This is a genomic window from Nonomuraea antri, assembly GCF_013283785.1.
Classification (GTDB): Bacteria; Actinomycetota; Actinomycetes; order Streptosporangiales; family Streptosporangiaceae; genus Nonomuraea; species Nonomuraea antri.
In genome coordinates, this window is sequence record NZ_JABCPZ010000108.1 from 16,285 (window position 1) to 34,139 (window position 17,855).

The 17,855-nt window shown below is 69.9% G+C and carries 21 protein-coding genes and 1 riboswitch; of the genes, 6 read left to right on the top strand and 15 right to left on the bottom strand.

What is annotated here, in order from left to right; genetic code table 11:
• Window positions 1-31 precede the first annotated feature (31 nt).
• From panC to HII36_RS30305, 3 genes are all read right to left on the bottom strand, one after another.
• Complete coding sequence (gene panC, locus HII36_RS30295; protein WP_173526691.1) at window positions 32-868, bottom strand: pantoate--beta-alanine ligase; 837 nt, start codon at window positions 866-868, stop codon at window positions 32-34.
• A gap of 44 nt (window positions 869-912) precedes the next feature.
• Complete coding sequence (locus HII36_RS30300) at window positions 913-1,803, bottom strand: Rossmann-like and DUF2520 domain-containing protein (RefSeq protein ID WP_173526692.1); 891 nt, start codon at window positions 1,801-1,803, stop codon at window positions 913-915.
• A gap of 329 nt (window positions 1,804-2,132) precedes the next feature.
• Entirely contained in the window at window positions 2,133-2,375 is a 243-nt protein-coding gene (locus HII36_RS30305) for a chaplin (RefSeq protein WP_217370156.1), read from the bottom strand.
• 179 nt (window positions 2,376-2,554) lie between these two features.
• On the opposite strand from HII36_RS30305, the gene HII36_RS30310 reads away from it, so the two are divergent.
• A complete protein-coding gene (locus HII36_RS30310) occupies window positions 2,555-3,517 on the top strand; it encodes an SAM-dependent methyltransferase (RefSeq protein ID WP_173526693.1) in 963 nt (320 codons plus the stop codon).
• An 11-nt stretch (window positions 3,518-3,528) separates the two neighbouring features.
• Here HII36_RS30310 and HII36_RS30315 read toward each other — a convergent pair whose 3' ends face one another.
• Entirely contained in the window at window positions 3,529-4,719 is a 1,191-nt protein-coding gene (locus tag HII36_RS30315; RefSeq protein WP_173526694.1) for a cytochrome P450, read from the bottom strand.
• Window positions 4,719-5,459, bottom strand: a complete 741-nt coding sequence (locus HII36_RS30320) for a TerC family protein (protein WP_173526695.1) — start codon at window positions 5,457-5,459, stop codon at window positions 4,719-4,721. The genes HII36_RS30315 and HII36_RS30320 overlap by 1 nt, the downstream gene beginning before the upstream one ends.
• Before the next feature lie 112 nt (window positions 5,460-5,571).
• Window positions 5,572-5,687: riboswitch (SAM riboswitch) on the top strand.
• Between the two features lie 44 nt (window positions 5,688-5,731).
• Between HII36_RS30320 and HII36_RS30325 the strand changes: the two genes are divergently transcribed.
• On the top strand, window positions 5,732-7,036 hold the full coding sequence (locus tag HII36_RS30325) for an aminotransferase class V-fold PLP-dependent enzyme (RefSeq protein ID WP_173526696.1): 1,305 nt from the start codon (window positions 5,732-5,734) through the stop codon (window positions 7,034-7,036).
• Between the two features lie 18 nt (window positions 7,037-7,054).
• Here the strand turns inward: HII36_RS30325 and HII36_RS55940 are convergent, their stop codons facing one another.
• Complete coding sequence (locus tag HII36_RS55940) at window positions 7,055-7,858, bottom strand: DoxX family protein (protein ID WP_217370157.1); 804 nt, start codon at window positions 7,856-7,858, stop codon at window positions 7,055-7,057.
• Window positions 7,859-7,980: 122 nt separating this feature from the next.
• On the opposite strand from HII36_RS55940, the gene HII36_RS30335 reads away from it, so the two are divergent.
• The 4 genes from HII36_RS30335 (at window position 7,981) to HII36_RS30345 (ending at window position 10,833) form a co-directional block, all read left to right on the top strand.
• Window positions 7,981-9,126 (top strand): NADH-quinone oxidoreductase subunit D, encoded by a 1,146-nt coding sequence (locus HII36_RS30335; protein WP_173526697.1) that lies wholly within the window; start codon window positions 7,981-7,983, stop codon window positions 9,124-9,126.
• Window positions 9,123-10,220, top strand: coding sequence for an acyltransferase family protein (locus HII36_RS30340; protein WP_173526698.1), 1,098 nt, complete (start codon window positions 9,123-9,125; stop codon window positions 10,218-10,220). Before HII36_RS30335 ends, HII36_RS30340 begins: the two co-directional genes overlap by 4 nt.
• Before the next feature lie 188 nt (window positions 10,221-10,408).
• Window positions 10,409-10,543, top strand: a complete 135-nt coding sequence (locus HII36_RS58085) for a hypothetical protein (RefSeq protein WP_268959646.1) — start codon at window positions 10,409-10,411, stop codon at window positions 10,541-10,543.
• A 44-nt stretch (window positions 10,544-10,587) separates the two neighbouring features.
• Entirely contained in the window at window positions 10,588-10,833 is a 246-nt protein-coding gene (locus HII36_RS30345; RefSeq protein ID WP_173526699.1) for a hypothetical protein, read from the top strand.
• Here HII36_RS30345 and HII36_RS30350 read toward each other — a convergent pair.
• From HII36_RS30350 to tilS, 9 genes are all read right to left on the bottom strand, one after another.
• The gene (locus HII36_RS30350) at window positions 10,818-11,273 is read right to left on the bottom strand and encodes a DUF3180 domain-containing protein (RefSeq protein WP_173526700.1); all 456 of its coding nucleotides are present in this window, start codon (window positions 11,271-11,273) and stop codon (window positions 10,818-10,820) included. The genes HII36_RS30345 and HII36_RS30350 overlap by 16 nt on opposite strands.
• Window positions 11,270-11,773, bottom strand: coding sequence for a 2-amino-4-hydroxy-6-hydroxymethyldihydropteridine diphosphokinase (gene folK, locus HII36_RS30355; RefSeq protein ID WP_173526701.1), 504 nt, complete (start codon window positions 11,771-11,773; stop codon window positions 11,270-11,272). Before folK ends, HII36_RS30350 begins: the two co-directional genes overlap by 4 nt.
• Window positions 11,770-12,135 (bottom strand): dihydroneopterin aldolase, encoded by a 366-nt coding sequence (gene folB, locus HII36_RS30360; protein ID WP_173526702.1) that lies wholly within the window; start codon window positions 12,133-12,135, stop codon window positions 11,770-11,772. The genes folK and folB overlap by 4 nt, the downstream gene beginning before the upstream one ends.
• Complete coding sequence (locus tag HII36_RS30365) at window positions 12,125-12,571, bottom strand: nuclear transport factor 2 family protein (RefSeq protein WP_173526703.1); 447 nt, start codon at window positions 12,569-12,571, stop codon at window positions 12,125-12,127. Before HII36_RS30365 ends, folB begins: the two co-directional genes overlap by 11 nt.
• Window positions 12,568-13,422: a dihydropteroate synthase gene (gene folP, locus HII36_RS30370; protein WP_456238024.1), complete on the bottom strand. Its 855-nt coding sequence runs from the start codon at window positions 13,420-13,422 to the stop codon at window positions 12,568-12,570. The genes HII36_RS30365 and folP overlap by 4 nt, the downstream gene beginning before the upstream one ends.
• Window positions 13,423-13,469: 47 nt before the next feature.
• Window positions 13,470-14,048: a GTP cyclohydrolase I FolE gene (gene folE, locus HII36_RS30375; RefSeq protein WP_173526704.1), complete on the bottom strand. Its 579-nt coding sequence runs from the start codon at window positions 14,046-14,048 to the stop codon at window positions 13,470-13,472.
• Window positions 14,045-16,039 (bottom strand): ATP-dependent zinc metalloprotease FtsH, encoded by a 1,995-nt coding sequence (gene ftsH / locus HII36_RS30380; protein ID WP_173526705.1) that lies wholly within the window; start codon window positions 16,037-16,039, stop codon window positions 14,045-14,047. Before ftsH ends, folE begins: the two co-directional genes overlap by 4 nt.
• Window positions 16,040-16,276: 237 nt before the next feature.
• The gene (gene hpt / locus HII36_RS30385) at window positions 16,277-16,828 is read right to left on the bottom strand and encodes a hypoxanthine phosphoribosyltransferase (protein WP_328807956.1); all 552 of its coding nucleotides are present in this window, start codon (window positions 16,826-16,828) and stop codon (window positions 16,277-16,279) included.
• A 10-nt stretch (window positions 16,829-16,838) separates the two neighbouring features.
• A complete protein-coding gene (gene tilS, locus HII36_RS30390) occupies window positions 16,839-17,840 on the bottom strand; it encodes a tRNA lysidine(34) synthetase TilS (protein WP_173526706.1) in 1,002 nt (333 codons plus the stop codon).
• Window positions 17,841-17,855: the final 15 nt, after the last annotated feature.

The window sequence follows — 17,855 nt, forward strand, 5'->3', positions numbered from 1 at the left end:
CATGCCCGGGGGGTGGGTTGGCTTCGCCGGGTCAGGCCGGGGACAGGGTGAGGATGACGTTGTCGATCAGCCGGGTGCCGCCGACCCTGGCCGCCACCGCCAGCACCGCCGGGCCCTCGTACGTCTCGCTCACCTCCAGGAACGTGGCCGGGTCGGCCAGCACCAGGTAGTCGACGTCGAGTGCCCCGCCGGCCTCGTCCAGCACGGCCCTGGCCGTCTCGCGGATCTTCGCCGGGGTGAACTCGCCGGCGCCGACCCGCAGCGCGCGCGACAGGGTGAGCGCCACCCGCCGGTCGTCCTCGGACAGGTAGCGGTTGCGGCTCGACAGCGCCAGGCCGTCGGGCTCGCGCACGGTCGGCGAGCCGACGATCTCGATGGGCAGGTCGAGGTCGGCGACCATGCGCCGGATCATGGCCAGTTGCTGGGCGTCCTTCTGCCCGAACACCGCCAGATCGGGCTGGACCAGGTGGAACAGCTTGAGCACGACCGTGAGCACGCCGTCGAAGTGTCCGGGGCGGAAGGCGCCCTCCACGATGCGACCCATCTCGCCGGAGTTCACGCTCACCTGGCGGTCGTGCCGGTACATGTCTTCAGCCGCCGGGGCGAACACCACCGAGACGCCCTCTTCCTCGCACACCTGGAGGTCGTCGTCGAACGTACGGGGATAGCGGGAGAAATCCTCGTTGGGGGCGAACTGGAGGGGATTGACGAAGATGCTGACCGCGACGCGGTTGGCCCGGGCGCAGGCGTCACGCATGAGCGAGCGGTGACCCTCGTGCAGCGCGCCCATGGTCGGCACCAGCGCCAGCCGGCCGCCGCCACTCGCCTTGGCCAGCTCCTCCCTGTTCCTGGCGACGATCAGACCCATAGCTGCCCTCCGCGATCAGGTCGCCGGTAGCCGGTCTCCGACGATCACGTCCATATATTGCCCCCCAGCGCGTCGAGCAGCCGCTCCGCCTCCTCCGGTTTGAGCAGGCCGGCGGCCAGGGCGCGGTCGGCGGTGAGCCTGGCCAGCGCGATGTAGGCGTCGGCGGCCTCGGGCGCGGCCAGGATGAGCGCGTCGACGTGCTTGCGCACGGTGCCGGCGTCGCCGCGGACGACCGGGCCGGTCAGCCCGGCGATGCCGAGCCGCAGCACGTTGTCGAGCGCGGCGCCGAGCAGCGGCCCGAGCATGCGGCCCGGGTGGTCGACGCCGATGCGGCCGAGGAGTTCCGAGGACTCCGCGATGAGCGTGACCATGTGGTTGGCCGCGCCGGCCAGGGCGGCGTGGTAGAGCGGGCGGTCTTCGTCGGCGATCCAGACCGGCTCGCCGCCCATCTCGATGACCAGCGCCTCGGCGATGGGACGCAGTGTCTCGGGCGCGGTGACGCCGAACGAGGAGCCGGTGATGCGGTTGAGGTCGTCGTCCCTGCCGGTGAAGGTCATCACCGGGTGCAGCGCCAGCGGCAGCGCGCCCGCCTTGGCCGCCGGGTCGAGCACGGACAGCCCGTACGCGCCGCTGGTGTGCACCAGCAGCTTGCCGCGCAGGTCGGCGCCGGTGCTGGCGAGCCCGTTGACCAGGTCGGGCAGCGCGTCGTCGGGCACGGTGAGCAGGATCAGCCCGGCCGCGGCCACCACCTCGTCAGGACGGCTGGGCGCCACGCCGAGCCGTTCGTGCGCCCAGCGCTGGGAGTTGTCGGAGACCCCGCTGGCGGCCACGACCCGGTGCCCGGCCTGCGCCAGCGCGGCGCCGAGCGCGGAGCCGACCCTGCCTGCGCCGAGCACGCCGACGGCCAGCCGCGCCGGGCGATCGCCTGCGTCCATGATGCCCACCCCTGTCGACCCGATGGCACTGCCGACCAGCGTAACGGCCGCTCGCGGCAACGCACGTGACCGGTGTTTTGCCGCATGTTGAGTTATCGACAAAAGCGACAAGGGCATACAAATGGTGCACCCCCTGTCGGATGAGATGAGGAGAGGGGTTCACCGCATAAGAGCGGGCGCCGAGTCCTCGGGACCCGACGCCCGCACGGAATGCGACCTCTTGGAGGTGCACGGGCTGGTCATCCGCCGACTGACCAGCCGGGGCAGTGAGCCCGGACCGGTGAACGGCCGGACCGGGCTCACTCCCTTTTCCGCGGCGATCCGCTCACTCAGTAGTGGCCGTGCCCATGGCCGTGACCGTGCCCGAGCACGGCCGCGCCACCCTTGCAGCCGGAGACCGCGACGCCGGCCACAGCCGCGGAGTTTCCGCAGACGTTGAGCGGCGCGGTGATCGGGGCGAAGATCTGGTTGCCGGAAAGCACCCCGGCATCGCCGCTGGTGTCGGCGTGCGCGGGGGCGGCCACCGCCATCATGGCGATGGCCCCGGCGACGATCATTGTCCTCTTCAGCAAGAGAGCTCCTCTCAGTACACGGCCCGCGGGCCGTACTCGGGGGGAATGCGCTTCGGCTGCGGCGTTGTCAGTAAGTTCCCTAGCCGTCACAGGACGTAAACGGTAGCGCAAGAGCACGACAATGAGTAGTCAGTTAATCACTTAGCGTCGCGACGCCGAGTCATGAGATAGTCCAGAGCATGTGGCTCACCTGGCGCGCGGCGACCGAACGGGCGCTCTACGGGCGGGAGGGCTTCTACCTTCGCGAGCGCCCGTCCGGCCACTTCCGCACCTCCGTCAGCGCCTCGGCCGCCTTCGCCGACGCGGTGCTCGCGCTGCTGGTCGAGGTCGACGCCGAACTCGGCGGCCCGCCGGCCCTCGACCTGGTCGACATCGGGGCGGGCGAAGGCGTGCTGGTCACGCACGTGCTCGCGGCTGCGGAACCCGGCCTGCGCGAACGGCTGCGCATCACCGCCGTGGACCTCTCACCCAGGCCCGCCGGCCTGCCCGAGCCGATCGCCTGGCACACCACCGTGCCCGCCGGCATCACCGGGCTGGCCATCGCCAACGAATGGCTCGACAACATCCCGGTGGACGTGGCCGAGCAGACCCACGACGGGCCCCGGCTGGTCATGGTGGAGACGGAGACCGGCGAGGAACGCCTGGGCGACCCCGTCACCCCGGCCGACCGGCTCTGGCTGGAACAATGGTGGCCGCTGTCCAGAACGGGCGCGCGGGCCGAGATCGGGCACCCCAGGGACACGGCCTGGGCGTCGGTGCTGACCCGTCTCGTCAGGGGTCGGGCGATTGCCGTGGATTATGCACACCCTGTGGATAACCGGCCGCTCTGTGGCACGCTGACCGGTTACCGCGACGGCGCCGTCGTCGCCCCGATACCCGACGGGACCTGCGACATCACCGCTCATGTCGCGCTTGACGCGTGCGCGGCGGCCGGTCGGAAGGCCGGTGCGATATCCACAACCTTGTCCACACAGCGCATCGCGCTGCGGTCGCTCGGCATCTCCGGCACCCGTCCTCCGCTGGACCTGGCCAGTGTCGACGCGCGGGCCTATCTGCGGGCGCTGGCCCGGGCCTCGGAGGAGGCGGAGCTGATCGATCCGGCGGGGCTGGGCGGCTTCGGCTGGCTCACCCAGACCCGCTGACGCCGGACCGATCAGGCGGTGGTGACGTCGAGCGATTCCAGGCCCCGGATGATGTACCCGGGCTTCCAGGACGGCTCCTCGGCCAGCGACATCCCCGGCGCCCGGTCGAGCAGCGCCCCGAACGACTCCAGCAGCTCAATGCGGGCCAGCGGCGCGCCCAGGCAGAAGTGGATGCCCGCGCCGAAGGAGATGTGCGGGTTGTCCACGCGCCCGACGTCGAGGCGGTCCGGGTCGGGGAAGACCTCGGGGTCGCGGTTGGCGGAGCCGAACAGCAGGGCCACCTCGGCGCCGCGCGGGATCTCCACCCCATGCACCTCGATGTCCTCCAGCACCCACCGCTCGAACATCTGCAGCGGCGTGTCCCACCGCATCAGCTCCTCGATGGCCGTCGGCAGCAGGCCGCGGTCCTCGCGCAGGCGCTGGAGCTCGCCCGGGTTCCTGAACAGTGACCACCAGCCGTTGCCCGTCACGTTGACGGTGGCCTCGTGCCCGGCGTTGAGCAGCAGCACGCAGGTGCCGACCAGCTCGTCCTCGGTGAGCTCGTCGATCTGGGTGAGCGCGCTGATCAGGTCCGTGCCGGGGTTCACCCGGCGGACGGCGGCCAGGTCCTTGAGGTAGCCGGCGAACTCCTCGGCGGCGCGCACGGCCGTGTGCTGGGCCTGCGGCGACGGGTTGAGCTCGTACATCCCGCAGATGTCGGCCGACCAGGGCCGCAGCAGGTGCCGGTCGGCCTCGGGGACGCCCAGCATCTCGGCGATGACCGTGACCGGCAGCGGCTCGGCGACCTCGGCGATGAGGTCGCCGCCGCCCTTCTCGACGAACGCGTCCACCAGGCCACCGGCGATCGCCCGGACCCGGGGACGCAGCGACTCGACCATCCGCGGCGTGAACGCCTTGGACACCAGCCGGCGCAGCCTGGTGTGCACCGGCGGTTCGACGTCGAGCATGCCGGCCCTGATCACGCGCCAGAACGGCTCCTGGAAGTCCGGCTCCTGTTCCCTGCCGAACTCCTCGTGGGTGGCCACGTGGAGGTAGGCCCTGCCCAGGCGGCGGTCCCTGAGCAGGGCGTTCACGTCCGCGTGGCGCGAGATCAGCCACTGGCCGGTCGGCTCGAAGTAGCTGACGGGCGACTCGCGCCTCAGCTCGTCGTAGACGGGGTACGGATAGGCGACGAAATCCGGATTCCAAGGATCAAAGCGCACTATTTCATATTAGGTTCGCTGCCCCCATGCTTGGCGTTCCTGCTGCGCAACCGGATGTTGAGCAGCTCCACCACGACCGAGAACGCCATCGCGAAGTAGATGTAGCCCTTGGGGATGTGCTGGTCGAACCCTTCGGCGACGAGCACCGCGCCGATCAGCACGAGGAACGCCATCGCCAGCATCTTGATGCTCGGATGCGTGTCGACGAACCTGCTGATCGGGCCCGAGGCGAACAGCATCACCAGCACCGCCACGGTGACCGCGGCCACCATCACGCCCAGCTCGTTCACCAGGCCGACGGCGGTGATGATCGAGTCGAGCGAGAACACGATGTCGAGCAGCATGATCTGCACGATCACCGAGGCGAAGGACATCGCGGCGGGCTTCTTGCCCGGCTTCTCCGACGCGTCCATGGTGTGGCCGATCTCGGTGACGCTCTTGGCCAGCAGGAACAGGCCACCCAGGATCAGGATCAGGTCACGTCCGGATATTTCGTGACCGAAGACCGCGAACAGCGGCGTGTTCAGCCGTACCACCCAGGACAGGGCGAACAACAGCAGCAGCCGCGTGATCAGTGCGGCGGCCAGGCCCAGCACGCGGGCCTTGTCCCGCTGCTCCGGCGGCAGCTTCCCGGCCAGGATGGAGATGAAGATGATGTTGTCGATACCGAGAACGATCTCCAAAGCGACCAGGGTGAAGAACCCCACCCAGATCTCGGGGTTGGTCACCCAGTCCAGCATGCGTCTACCTCCATAGGTTCTGAGGGATTCGCCTGGTAGCAACGAGTCAACCGGCGCAGAAGTTCACGGGCTTGCGATCGATGGGCAAGTGTCGGTTATAGTTCGGGACGTAGGTCATGAGTGCCAGCACCAAGCCCCGGCTAGCTGGCCGGCAACCCTCGCGTCCGCGGCGGGGTGCCCCGGGTGAAGACCTGGTCCGTCACGAGGTGTGGCGGGCAAGCGCGGGCTCCGGTGCTGCCTCCAGGGGTCCGACGACCCTGAGGAGTTCCGCCATGCCCACGCTCACGATCTTCAGCTCCGTCCCCGCGCAAGCCCAGGGCGACGAGTCCGAACCGCAGGTGGCGCACGGCCGTCCGATCCCCGCCGTGCTCGGCGCCGACCTGGAGGTCCCGGTCAAGGGCGGCCGTCTCGTCGGGTACGCCAACCTCGACTACGCGGCCAGCGCCCCCTGTCTCGAGCCGGTCAGCGCCGCCGTCGCCGCCGCGCTCCCGGCCTACTCCAGCGTCCACCGCGGCGCGGGCTACGCCTCCCAGCTCACCACCGCCAGGTACGAGCAGGCCCGCCACACGGTGCGCGCGTTCGTCGGCGCCCGCCCCGACGACGCCGTGATCTTCACCCGCAACACCACCGACGCCACGAACCTGCTGGCCGGGTGCCTGCCCGAGGGCACCACGGCGGTCGTGTTCGACACCGAGCACCACGCGTCGCTGCTGCCCTGGCCCGACGCCGTGCGCCTGGCGCCCCCGGCCTTCCCCGGCGAGGCCGTCCGGGCCGCCGACGAGGCACTGGCCGCGATCGAGGGTCCCAAGCTGCTCGTGGTCACCGCCGCCTCCAACGTCACCGGCGAGCTGTGGCCCATCGCCGCCCTGGCCCACATCGCGCACCGGCACGGCGCCAGGATCCTGGTGGACGCCGCGCAGCTCGTCCCGCACCGGCGGCTGAACCTGACCGCGCTCGACCTCGACTACGTGGCCTTCTCCGGGCACAAGCTGTACGCGCCGTTCGGCGCCGGCGTCCTGGTCGGGCGCAGGGACTGGCTGTCCGGCGGCGAGCCGTACCTGAAGGGCGGCGGCGCGGTCCGCTCGGTCGGCGCGGCCGGCGAGGGCACCGAGTGGCACGACGACGCCGAGCCGCGGCACGAGGCGGGCACCCCGAACGTGCTGGGCGCGATCGCGCTGGCCGCCGCCTGCGACGCGCTGAGCGCGACCGGCTGGACCGCGCTGGTGCGCGAGGAGGAGCGGCTGATCGCGCGGCTGCGCGCCGGCCTCGCCTCGATCGCGGGCGTGCGCGAGCTGTCGCTGTGGGGCGACGACCACCCGCGGGTGGGCATCGTGTCGTTCGTCGTCGACGGGTACTCGGCGCGCGAGGTGGCCGAGATCCTGTCCGCCGAGTACGGCATCGGGGTGCGCGACGGCAAGTTCTGCGCGCACCCGTTCGTCCGGCACCTGCTCGGCGCGGCCGACGGCGGCTGCGAGGACGGCACGGCCTCCGCGGTGCGTGCCTCGATCGGCATCGGCAGCACGCAGGAGCACGTCGACCGCCTGATCGACGCGCTGCGCGACATCGTCGCCCGCTGAGTCGCCCGCTGAGTCGCGTCAGCCGCGGTTCGGCGGTTTGCGCGGCGTGGGCTCGTCGGAGACGAGCGCGTCGATGTCGCGCATGTCCTCGTCGCTCAGGTTCCCCGCGCGGTGCCCGGCGGGCCGGTCGGGCGCGGCGGGCTGCCTGGGCACCCTCGGCTGGTCCGCTCCCCCGGACTGATCCGTTCCCCTGGGCTGTTCCGTGGGCGTTTCTCCGGACGCGGGCGTGGCCGGGCCTTCCGGCGTCGGCGTCGCGTTCCTGGCCGGCTCGTCCGTCGCCGAGGCGGCGGGACCGGGCGGTTCCGTGGTCACCGTGGTGGTCTCCGTGGTGACCGTGGTGGGCTCGGTCCGGCGTACCGAGGTGCCGGGGGCGTGCGCGGCGATGTCCTCCTCGGCCGCGCGGCGCTCGGCACGGCGGCGGGTGGCGGCCCGGATGATGCCGTCGAGGCCGATTCGTCCGCCGCCCAGGGCCAGGAAGAGCAGCGAGATCGCGGCCAGCGCGCCGGGCAGTTCCCAGCCGTTGTCAGTGGCGAACACCCCGTTGCCCGCGTGGACGAAGGCGATCGCCCCGATCATGTTGGCCAGCAGCAGCAACGCCACCACCCTGACCCCCAGGCCGAGGATGAGGCAAATGCCGCCCACCGTCTCGACCACGCTCGCGAACCCGGCGGCCAGCTCCGGCATCGGGATCCCCATCTGCCGGAATCCCTGGGTCGTCGCCCCGAGGCCGTTCTGCCATTTCTGCCAGCCGTGAGCCACGAAGATGACACCGATCGCCACCCGCGCGATGAGGGCCGCTACATCAAACAGGACTCTCTTCATGGTGTTTTCTCCCCCCGTTTCCGGTATCCCTCCCCATGTCGGGCTTAGTGATGCGTTTCTATGCCATTCCTTGACCCGCCCCCGTGCTGGATCACCACGGCAGCCGGTGGCAGCATGGCCATATGACGGAACGCGTGGTGGGGATCGGTGCGGGCGCGAAGGAGCTGGCCACCGAGGACATGATCCTCAATATCGGCCCGCAACACCCGTCCACGCACGGGGTGCTCAGGCTCAGGCTGACACTCGACGGCGAGCGCATCGCCACCGCCGAGCCGATCATCGGCTACATGCACCGGGGCGCGGAGAAGCTGTTCGAGGTCCGCGACTACCGGCAGATCATCATGCTGGCCAACCGGCACGACTGGCTGTCCGGCTTCGCCAACGAGCTCGGCGTGGTGCTCGCCGCCGAACGCATGCTGGGCATGGAGCCGCCGGTCAGGGCGGTGTGGGCGCGTACGCTGCTGGCCGAGCTGAACCGGGTGCTCAGCCACCTGATGTTCCTCGGCTCGTACCCGCTGGAGCTGGGCGCGATCACCCCCGTCTTCTACGCGTTCAACGAGCGCGAACGCATCCAGGCCGTCATGGAGGAGATCTCCGGCGGGCGCATGCACTACATGTTCAACCGGGTCGGCGGGCTCAAGGAGGACCTGCCGCTCGGCTGGCTCGACCGGGTGTCCGAGTCCGTGGCCGAGACCCGTCGCCGGGTGCCGGACATCGAGAACCTCATCCTGCACAACGAGATCTTCATGGCCCGTACCAAGGGGGTGGGAGTGCTCTCGCCCGAGCAGATCATGCAGTACGGCGTCAGCGGCCCCATCGCCCGCGCCTCGGGCGTGGACTTCGACCTGCGCCGCGACCAGCCGTACCTGGCCTACTCCGAACTGCCGGTGAAGGTCGTCACCCGGGGCGGCGGCGACTGCCACGCCCGTTTCGAGGTGCTGCTCGAACAGCTCAAGGTCTCGCTCGACCTGGCCGACGCCTGCGTCGAGCGGCTGCGCGCGCTGCCGCCGGGGCCGATCAACCAGCGCCTGCCCAAGGTGCTGAAGGTGCCCGAGGGCCACACGTACGCCTGGACGGAGAACCCGCTCGGCATCAACGGCTACTACCTGGTCTCCAAGGGCGACAAGACCCCGTGGCGGCTGAAGCTGCGCTCGGCCTCCTACAGCAACATCCAGGTCCTGCGCGAGATGCTGCCCGGGCACCTGGTGGCCGACATGGTGGCGATACTCGGCTCGATGTTCTTCGTGGTGGGTGACATCGACAAGTGAGCCCCGAGCGCGACAAGTACGTCGACTGGCTCAGGGCGCTGAGCCTGATCGTCGTCGTGGTGTGGCACTGGGCGTTCACCATCCTGGACTGGAAGCCGTCCGGGCCCGAGCCGACCAGCCCGCTGGGGTTCACCTCCGGGCTGTGGATCCTGACCTGGCTGCTGCAGGTGCTGCCGCTGTTCTTCTACGTCGGCGGGCACGTACACCTGCTGTCGTGGGACCGGGCCAAGACGCGCGGCATGGGCCTGGGGTGGTTCGTGTGGCGGCGCATCCGGGCCCTGTCGGTGCCCGCGCTGTTCCTGTCCGGGGTGTGGATCGCCATCGGCGCGGCCGTCACCTGGGCCTTCCAGGTGCCCTGGATGTGGCGGGTCGTGGTGCTGGTGCTCAGCCCGCTGTGGTTCCTCGGCGTCTACCTCGTGCTCATCGCGCTGCTGCCGGTCGCGCTCTGGCTGCACCGCCGCTACGACGTGCTGGCGCTGATCTGGCTGGGCGGCGCGGCCCTGGTCGTGGACGTGATCCGCTTCCGCTACAACGTCGAGTGGGCGGGCTGGCTGAACATGCTCGTGGTCTGGGGGCTGGCACACCAGGCCGGGTTCTTCTACGACCGGGTCGTCGCCCTGCCCAGACGCTACGACGTGGGCCTGCTGTGGACCGGCCTGTTCGCCCTGTTCGGCCTGGTCTACTCGGGCATCTATCCGGGCTCGATGGTCGGGGTGCCCGGCGACAAATGGTCGAACATGGCGCCGCCGACGTTCGTCATCGTCGCCCTGCTGCTGTTCCAGATCGGCCTGGTCGAGGTGTTGCGGCCGGCCATGGAGCAGGTGCTCGAACGGCCGCGCTGGCGGCGGGTGAACGACTTCATCAACCGGTACTCGCTGCCGCTGTTCCTCTTCCACACCACCGGGATGGCGATCGCGCTGGGGTTGTCGTGGTGGCTGTTCGGCACGCTCGGCGGCCGGATCCCGCCGGACCTCGCGTGGTGGCTGGAACGTCCGCTCGCCGTCATCGGCCCGCTGATCTGCACCGCCCCGGTCATCTACCTCTTCGGCCGCCGCCGTCCATCACCTGTTCGACAAACGCAGGACAAAAGTTGAACCATCGGATTCAGGGCCACCCCCGAAGACGAACGCATCATTCAGGCGGCCATGCGAGAGGGCGAGCGCACCAGCGACGTCATCCGCCGGGCGTTGCGCCTCCTGGAGCGGGAGGTCTGACTCAAGCAGGCGCGCGCCGACGCCGAGCGGCCGGCGGACGAAGACCTGTCCGGCGAGGAGGACGCCTGGTGATCAGGGGTGCGGTCCATCCCGTGGATCTCGACGACGCCAAGCGCGGCCATGACGGCGAACCCGTCTACCACCTGGGCCGGGACGAACTGGCCGAGGTCGAGCACGCGGTCACCCTCTACCTCGGACTCTGAGGAATCAGCCCGGTCTGTCGGCCGTCATCGCTAATGTTCGGATCATGTGGTTATGGCTGTCCCCAGAGGACCAGTTGATCATCAGGACCATCGGCAGTCCCGGCGAGGCGCCCAATGAGGTGGTGACCAGGGCGCTGCGGCTGCTCTGGCACCAGCAGGCGCACGCGGCGGCCGAGACCGGTCCGGCCCCGGCGGCGGGCGAGCCGGCGCATCCGCTGGTCGCGGAGATGGCCCGGCTCAGGGCCCAGGGCATCAACCCCGGACGGCTACGCGATCAGCCGCGTTCCTGATCCTCGGGATCCTTCGGGATCCGGCAGGCCTGTTCGAGCAGGAGGGCGGCGACGATCAGCACCAGGCACGACACGAACGACCCCATCGCGACGAAGAACTCCGCCCGCGGCGTCTCCTTCGACAGCAGCTGCGCCGTGTGGAAGCCGAAACCGGCGAAGACCCCCGCGAACGCGGCACCGGCGTAGGCCGAGGCCTTGGCCAGCGCGACGAGCCTGGCCACGGCCAGCGGCTCGACCGGTTTGGTGCCCGGCTTGCGGCGGATTCGTGCCTTGGTCACCCACGCCGTGTAGCCCTCGCCGACGGCCAGCAGCAACACGGTCGGGATCGCCGTCCAGGGCAGGAGCAGCAGGTCGGAGTAGACGTTCCTGACCACGGCCCAGGTCAGCAGCGCCACGACGACGACGATCCCGGCCAGGTGGCCCGGGTGGGTGGGCCTCAATCCGGCCTCTGCAACTTCAGGTCGGGGCGCAGGCGTACCCCCTGCTGGTCGAGCCCGGCCAGCAGGTCGGCGATGCGGCCGTGACCGGGGATCTCGCCGTCGGGGTCGGCCTTGGACCACGGCACCAGCACGAACGCGCGCTCGTGCGCGCGCGGGTGCGGCAGCGTCAGCTCCGGGTCGTCGCTCACCGTGTCGCCGACCACGATCAGGTCGACGTCGAGCGTGCGCGGGCCCCAGCGCTCCTCGCGCACCCGGCCGAAGGCGTTCTCCACGCTCTGCGCCCGCTCCAGCAACGCGCGCGGCGGCAGCGTGGTCTCAGCCACGACGACCGCGTTCAGGTACGGCTTCTGCCCGTCGGGCCCGCCCACCGGGTCGGTCTCGTACACCGGGGACGCCTGCACGAACTCCAGCTCGGGCGCGTCGAACAGGGTGTCGAGCGCCCCCTGCAACGTCTGGAAACGGGTGCCCAGATTGCTGCCTAGCGCGAGGACCACCTTCATGCCCGGCTCCGCTCGATGGTCACGATCACGTCGTCGAACGGCAGCGGGATCGGCGCCGCCGGCTTGTGCACGCTCACCTCGGCCCGCTGCACCAGCTCCCTGGCCAGGCAGACGTCGGCCAGCCGCTGCGCCAGCGTCTCGATCAGGTCGACCGGCTCGCCCTCCACCACCTTCACCAGTTCCTCGGCCAGCTCGCCGTAGTGGACCGTCTTGGTGAGGTCGTCTCCGGCGGCGGCGGGCGCGGTGTCGAGGAACAACGTCGCGTCGATCACGAACTCCTGCCCCAGCTCCCGCTCGGCAGCCAGCACGCCGTGCCTCCCTCTGGCCCGCAGGCCCCTGAGCGCGATGCGGTCAGTGCTCAAGCTCGCCTTCCTCCTCCTCGTCGTCGTCACCCTGGAGCACCGGCGAACCGTGATGCATCCACAACCGCCAGCCCGCTGAGGTGCGGAGGTAGACGTTGCTGGCCACCACCTTGCCGGCGGCGAAGCTCGCCTCGCCTTCCTCACCCGCGGTGAGAATGTTCTCCACGCAGGTGAGCACGGCCACGTCACCCAGCACGGTGGTGTTGACGTCCGTCAGCACGAACTGGATGTACGTGGTGTTCGCCATGATCAACGCCCACGACCTGAGCACCTCCGAGCGGCCCGTCAGCAGGGTCCAGCCCGGATGCACGCAGCTCACCTGGTCGTCGGCGGTGTCTTCGGCCCAGATCTCGGTCATCTTGTCGAGATCGGCGCTCTCGATCGCGGCGTAGAACTCCTGGTTCACCGTCTCGATCGCGGCGGTGTCCACGCTCATGATTCGGCTCTCTTCCATGCGGCCGCCACGCGCACGGCATCGGCGTTCGGACCTACCTCGTGCACGCGTACGCACCAGGCCCCCGCCTGAGCGGCCAGCGCCGTGACCGCCAGCGTGGCGTCGTCGCTGCGGCTGAACGGCCGGGGCGTGCCGTCGGGGGCGGCCAGCAACCGGCCGAGGAACCTCTTGCGCGAGGCCCCGATCAGCAGCGGATAGCCCAGCTCGGCCAGCCGCGGAATTCCGGCCAGCACCGCCCAGCTGTGCTCGGCGTTCTTGGCGAAGCCCAGGCCGGGGTCGAGCACGATCTGCTCTTCCGTCACGCCCTCGGCCAGCACCAGGTCGACCCGCTTGGCCAGCTCTTCGCGCACCTCGGTCACCACGTCGTGGTAGACCGCGCGGCTGTCCATGTCGTGACTGTGCCCCCGCCAGTGCATGACCACATATGGGACGCCGGTGGCGGCGACCACCCGCGGCATGGCGGGGTCGGCCAGGCCGCCGCTCACGTCGTTGACCAGCCTGGCGCCGGCCTCGACCGCGGCCTTGGCCACCTCGGCGCGCATCGTGTCGACGCTGACCGCCACACCCTCGCCGGACAGCGCCCTGATCACCGGCACCACCCGGGCCAGCTCTTCCTCCAGCGACACCCGGGCCGCGCCCGGCCTGGTGGACTCGCCGCCCACGTCGACGATGTCGGCGCCGTCGCGCACCAGCTCGAGCCCGTGCTGGACGGCGGCGGACTCGTCGAACCAGAGACCGCCGTCGGAGAACGAGTCAGGCGTCACATTGACCACGCCCATGACGAGGCACCGCCCCTCGCTTCCCAGCCCCGTCACGTTGCTCATGGCCCCCAGCCTAGGCGTTGCCGGGTCACCGCCGATATCGCGGGTCCCTCTTCCGGCTACCGGTTGAGTATGAGCGCCATCGCCTCGGCGCGGGTCTTGTCGCTGGTGCGGAAGTCGCCGCGGACGGCCGAGGTGACCGTCTTGGCGCCCGGCTTGCGCACGCCGCGCATGGTCATGCACAGGTGCTCGCACTCCACCACGACGATGACGCCGCGCGGTTCGAGCACGCGCATGAGCGCGTCGGCGATCTGGGACGTCATCCGCTCCTGCACCTGCGGCCGGCGCGCGAACACGTCGACCAGCCTGGCCAGCTTCGACAGGCCGGTGACCTGGCCGCGGTCGTTCGGGATGTAGCCCACGTGGGCCACCCCGTGGAACGGGACCAGGTGGTGCTCGCAGGAGGAGTAGACCTCGATGTCCCTGACCAGCACCATCTCGTCGTGGTCGACGTCGAACACCTTGTTCAGCACGTCCTCGGGCGTCTGCCCGAGGCCGGAGAACTGCTCGGCGTACGCGCGGGCGACCCTGGAGGGCGTCTCGAGAAGGCCGTCGCGGTCGGGATCCTCGCCGATGGCGTACAGGATCTCGCGCACGGCCTTCTCGATCCGCGCCAGATCTACGTCGTGCGACTTCACGCACTCTCTCCGGACGGCAGCGCGTCCTGATGGCCCGAGGAGAGCGAGCCGTTGGCCGACTGCTCCTTCGGGGTCAGGATCGGCGGACGGTCGGACGGGAGCCGCTTGCCGTAACCCGCGTAGGACGGGCGGTGCTCCTTGACGATCACCGGGGCGAAGATCTCCAGCACCTGCTCGCGGGAGAGCGTCTCCTTCTCCATCAGCTCGAGCACCAGGTTGTCGAGGACGTCGCGGTATTCGACCAGGATGTCCCACGCCTGGTCGTGCGCCGTCTCGATCATCCGGCGGACCTCCTCGTCGATCGTGGAGGCGATCTTCTCGGAGTAGTCGCGCTCGTGGCCCATCTCGCGGCCCAGGAACACCTCGGCCTGGCCGGTGCCGAACTTACGGGCGCCGAGCTGCTCGCTCATGCCGTATTCCGTCACCATGCGGCGGGCGACCGCGGTGGCCTTCTCGATGTCGTTGGAGGCGCCGGTGGTGGGCTCGTGGAAGACGAGCTCCTCCGCCGCGCGGCCGCCGAGCAGCATCGCGAGCTGGTCCATCATCTCGGACCTGGTGGCCAGGAACTTGTCCTCCATCGGCAGCGTCATCGTGTAACCGAGTGCGCGGCCGCGGGACAGGATCGTGATCTTGTGGACCGGGTCGGAGTTCGGCAGCGCGTGCGCCACCAGCGCGTGACCGCCCTCGTGGTAGGCGATCATCTTCTTTTCCTTGTCCGACATGACCCGGGACTTGCGCTCCGGGCCCGCCATGACGCGGTCGATCGACTCCTCCAGGACGTCCATCGTGATCAGCTTCTGGTCGGCGCGCGCGGTGAGCAGCGCCGCCTCGTTGATCACGTTGGCCAGGTCGGCGCCGGTGAAGCCGGGCGTGCGCCGGGCGATGACGTCGAGGTCGACGTCGGGCGCGAACGGCTTGCCGCGGCCGTGCACCTTGAGGATGCCCTTGCGGCCCTCGAGGTCGGGACGGTCGACGGTGACCTGACGGTCGAAACGGCCGGGACGCAGCAGCGCCGGGTCGAGGATGTCGGGCCGGTTCGTCGCGGCGATGAGGATCACGCCGCCCTTGACGTCGAAGCCGTCCATCTCGACGAGCAGCTGGTTCAGCGTCTGCTCGCGCTCGTCGTGACCGCCGCCCAGGCCGGCGCCGCGGTGGCGGCCGACGGCGTCGATCTCGTCGATGAAGATGATCGCCGGGGCGTTGGCCTTCGCCTGCTCGAACAGGTCACGGACACGCGAGGCGCCGACGCCGACGAACATCTCGACGAAGTCGGAACCGGAGATCGAGTAGAAGGGGACGCCGGCCTCGCCCGCGACGGCGCGGGCCAGCAGGGTCTTGCCGGTGCCGGGCGGGCCGTACAGCAGGACGCCCTTGGGGATCTTCGCGCCGATCGCCTGGAACTTGGCCGGGGCCTGCAGGAACTCCTTGATCTCCTGGAGCTCCTCGATGGCCTCGTCGGCGCCCGCGACGTCGGCGAAGGTGGTCTTGGGGGTGTCCTTCGTGATGAGCTTGGCCTTCGACTTGCCGAAGTTCATCACCCGCGAGCCGCCGCCCTGCATCTGGTTCATGATGAACAGGAAGATCAGCACGATGATGACGACGGGCAGGAAGCTCACCAGGAGGCTGACGAGGAAGTTCTCCTGCGGCACCTCGGTGTTGAAGCTCTTGGTCTTGCCCGCCTGCACCTGAGCGTTGAGCTCGTCGGTCAGCTTGCTGCCGTAGCCGGTGACCCAGTCGGACTGGATCTTGTCGGTCGGGGTGGTGCTGCCGCCCACGTGGATCGGCTTGTGCAGCGTCACCTCGATGCGGTTGTCCTTGTCGACAATCTTGGCGTTGCTGACGTTTCCGGCGCGAATCTGCTCGAGGACCGTGGACGTGTCGGCTTGCTTGAAGTTGCCCCCGCCGCTCCACAGTTGAGTGACGAGCAGGAGCAGCACGACGATGCCCAGGATCCACAGCAGTGGCCCACGTGTAAATCGCTTGAGATCCATCCGATGCGGAACCCCTTGCGGGCCCGTCCCTTCCTGACCATGGCCTGGAACCCCGAGCACGCCCGGGGCCGCGGCATCCGACGCCGCGACTTCTGACTACCCGAAGGGGACACGCGGTCACCCTCCCGAAGTCAGAAGGTACACCGGCACAGCGCACGGAGGGACCGCCCGCTACACCGGTCTTGCCCTTCCAACGTACGTCACGTTGCGCGATGTTCCCGGCCGCAGTCGCGAATACTACTTGTACACGTGCGGCGCAAGCGTGCCGATGAAGGGGAGATTCCGGTACCTCTCGGCGTAGTCGAGCCCGTAGCCGATGACGAACTCGTTGGGGATGTCGAAACCCACGTATTTCACGTCGATCGGCACCTTGACCGCGTCCGGCTTACGCAGCGCGGCGCAGATCTCCAAGCTGGCCGGGTTGCGGGACTTGAGGTTCTCCAGCAGCCAGTGCAGGGTCAGGCCGGAGTCGATGATGTCCTCGACGATCAGCACGTGGCGGTTCATGATGTCGGTGTCGAGGTCCTTCAGCACCCGCACCACACCGGACGACTTGGTGCCCGCCCCGTACGACGACACCGCCATCCAGTCCATCTGCACGGGCACGTGCAAGGCCCTGGCCAGGTCGGCCATGACCATGACGGCGCCCTTCAGCACGCCGACGAGCAGCACGTCCTTGCCCGCGTAATCCTCGTCGATGCGCCCGGCAAGCTCTCTGATCTTGGCCTGGAGGTCGTCCTCGGAAATGAGGACCTTCTCGAGGTCCTTGCCCATGTCGGCAGCGTCCACCTGTGGTTCCTTACGCGATGGGACTGATGGCGAGTATCAGGGTGCCATACCGCCGAACGGCGGACAGACCCCCGGGCAGGTCGACGGCCTTCTGCCCGCGCCAGTGGGTGACCAGCCGGTCCACGGCGAGCACGTGGGTCGCCGACAGCGCCCCGGACGGCGCTCCCGCCGCGATCGCCGCCCGCCGCAGCACCCGCCGCCTGACGGCGTCGGGGAGGCCTTCCAGCGCCGTCACGGCCAGGCTCAGCCGCCCGTCGATATCGCTAAGAGCGCAATCCTGGTACGCCGAATCCGCCCACTGATCGAGCGCGTCGGCGTCCTCGCGAGCCAGTCTGGCGGTACGCGCGAGCGCTTCCGGTATGCCGGGGCCGAGTTCGTCCACCAGGACCGGCAGGATCCGCCGTCTCACCCTTACCCGGGTGTAGCGGGGATCCTCGTTGTGCGGGTCGTCCCAGGGGGACAGGGCGAGCGCGCGGCAGGCGTCCTCGGTGGTCCTGCGCGGAAGCTCCAGGAACGGCCGACGGTAACGTCCGCTGACCGCCGCCATCCCGGACAACGACCGCGGCCCGCTCCCCCGCGCCAGCCCGAGCAGCACGGTCTCCGCCTGGTCGTCCCTGGTGTGGCCGAGCAACACGGCCCGGGCGCCGATGCGGTCCGCGGTCTCGGCCAGCGCCGCGTACCTGGCCTCCCGGGCGGCCGCCTCAGGCCCGCCGGCCGTACCGACCGTGACGGTGCACACCTCGGCCAGACCGAGGCCGAGCCCCGCCGCCATCCCGGCCACCCGTTCCGCCCGTTCTTCGGAGCCTTCTTGCAGTTGATGATCGACGGTCACCAGCCCGCTCCGCAGTCCCGCGCGGGGCGCCACGAAACCCAGCGCGGCGGCGAGCGCGAGCGAGTCGGCGCCGCCGCTGCAGGCGGCCAGGACGAGGTCGCCTGGATCCAGGTCGGCGACGGCTTCGCGGACGGCGCGGCGGACGTCGGCTACGGCAGGATGCGGGCCCACGAGTGCCATTGTCCTCGCTCCACC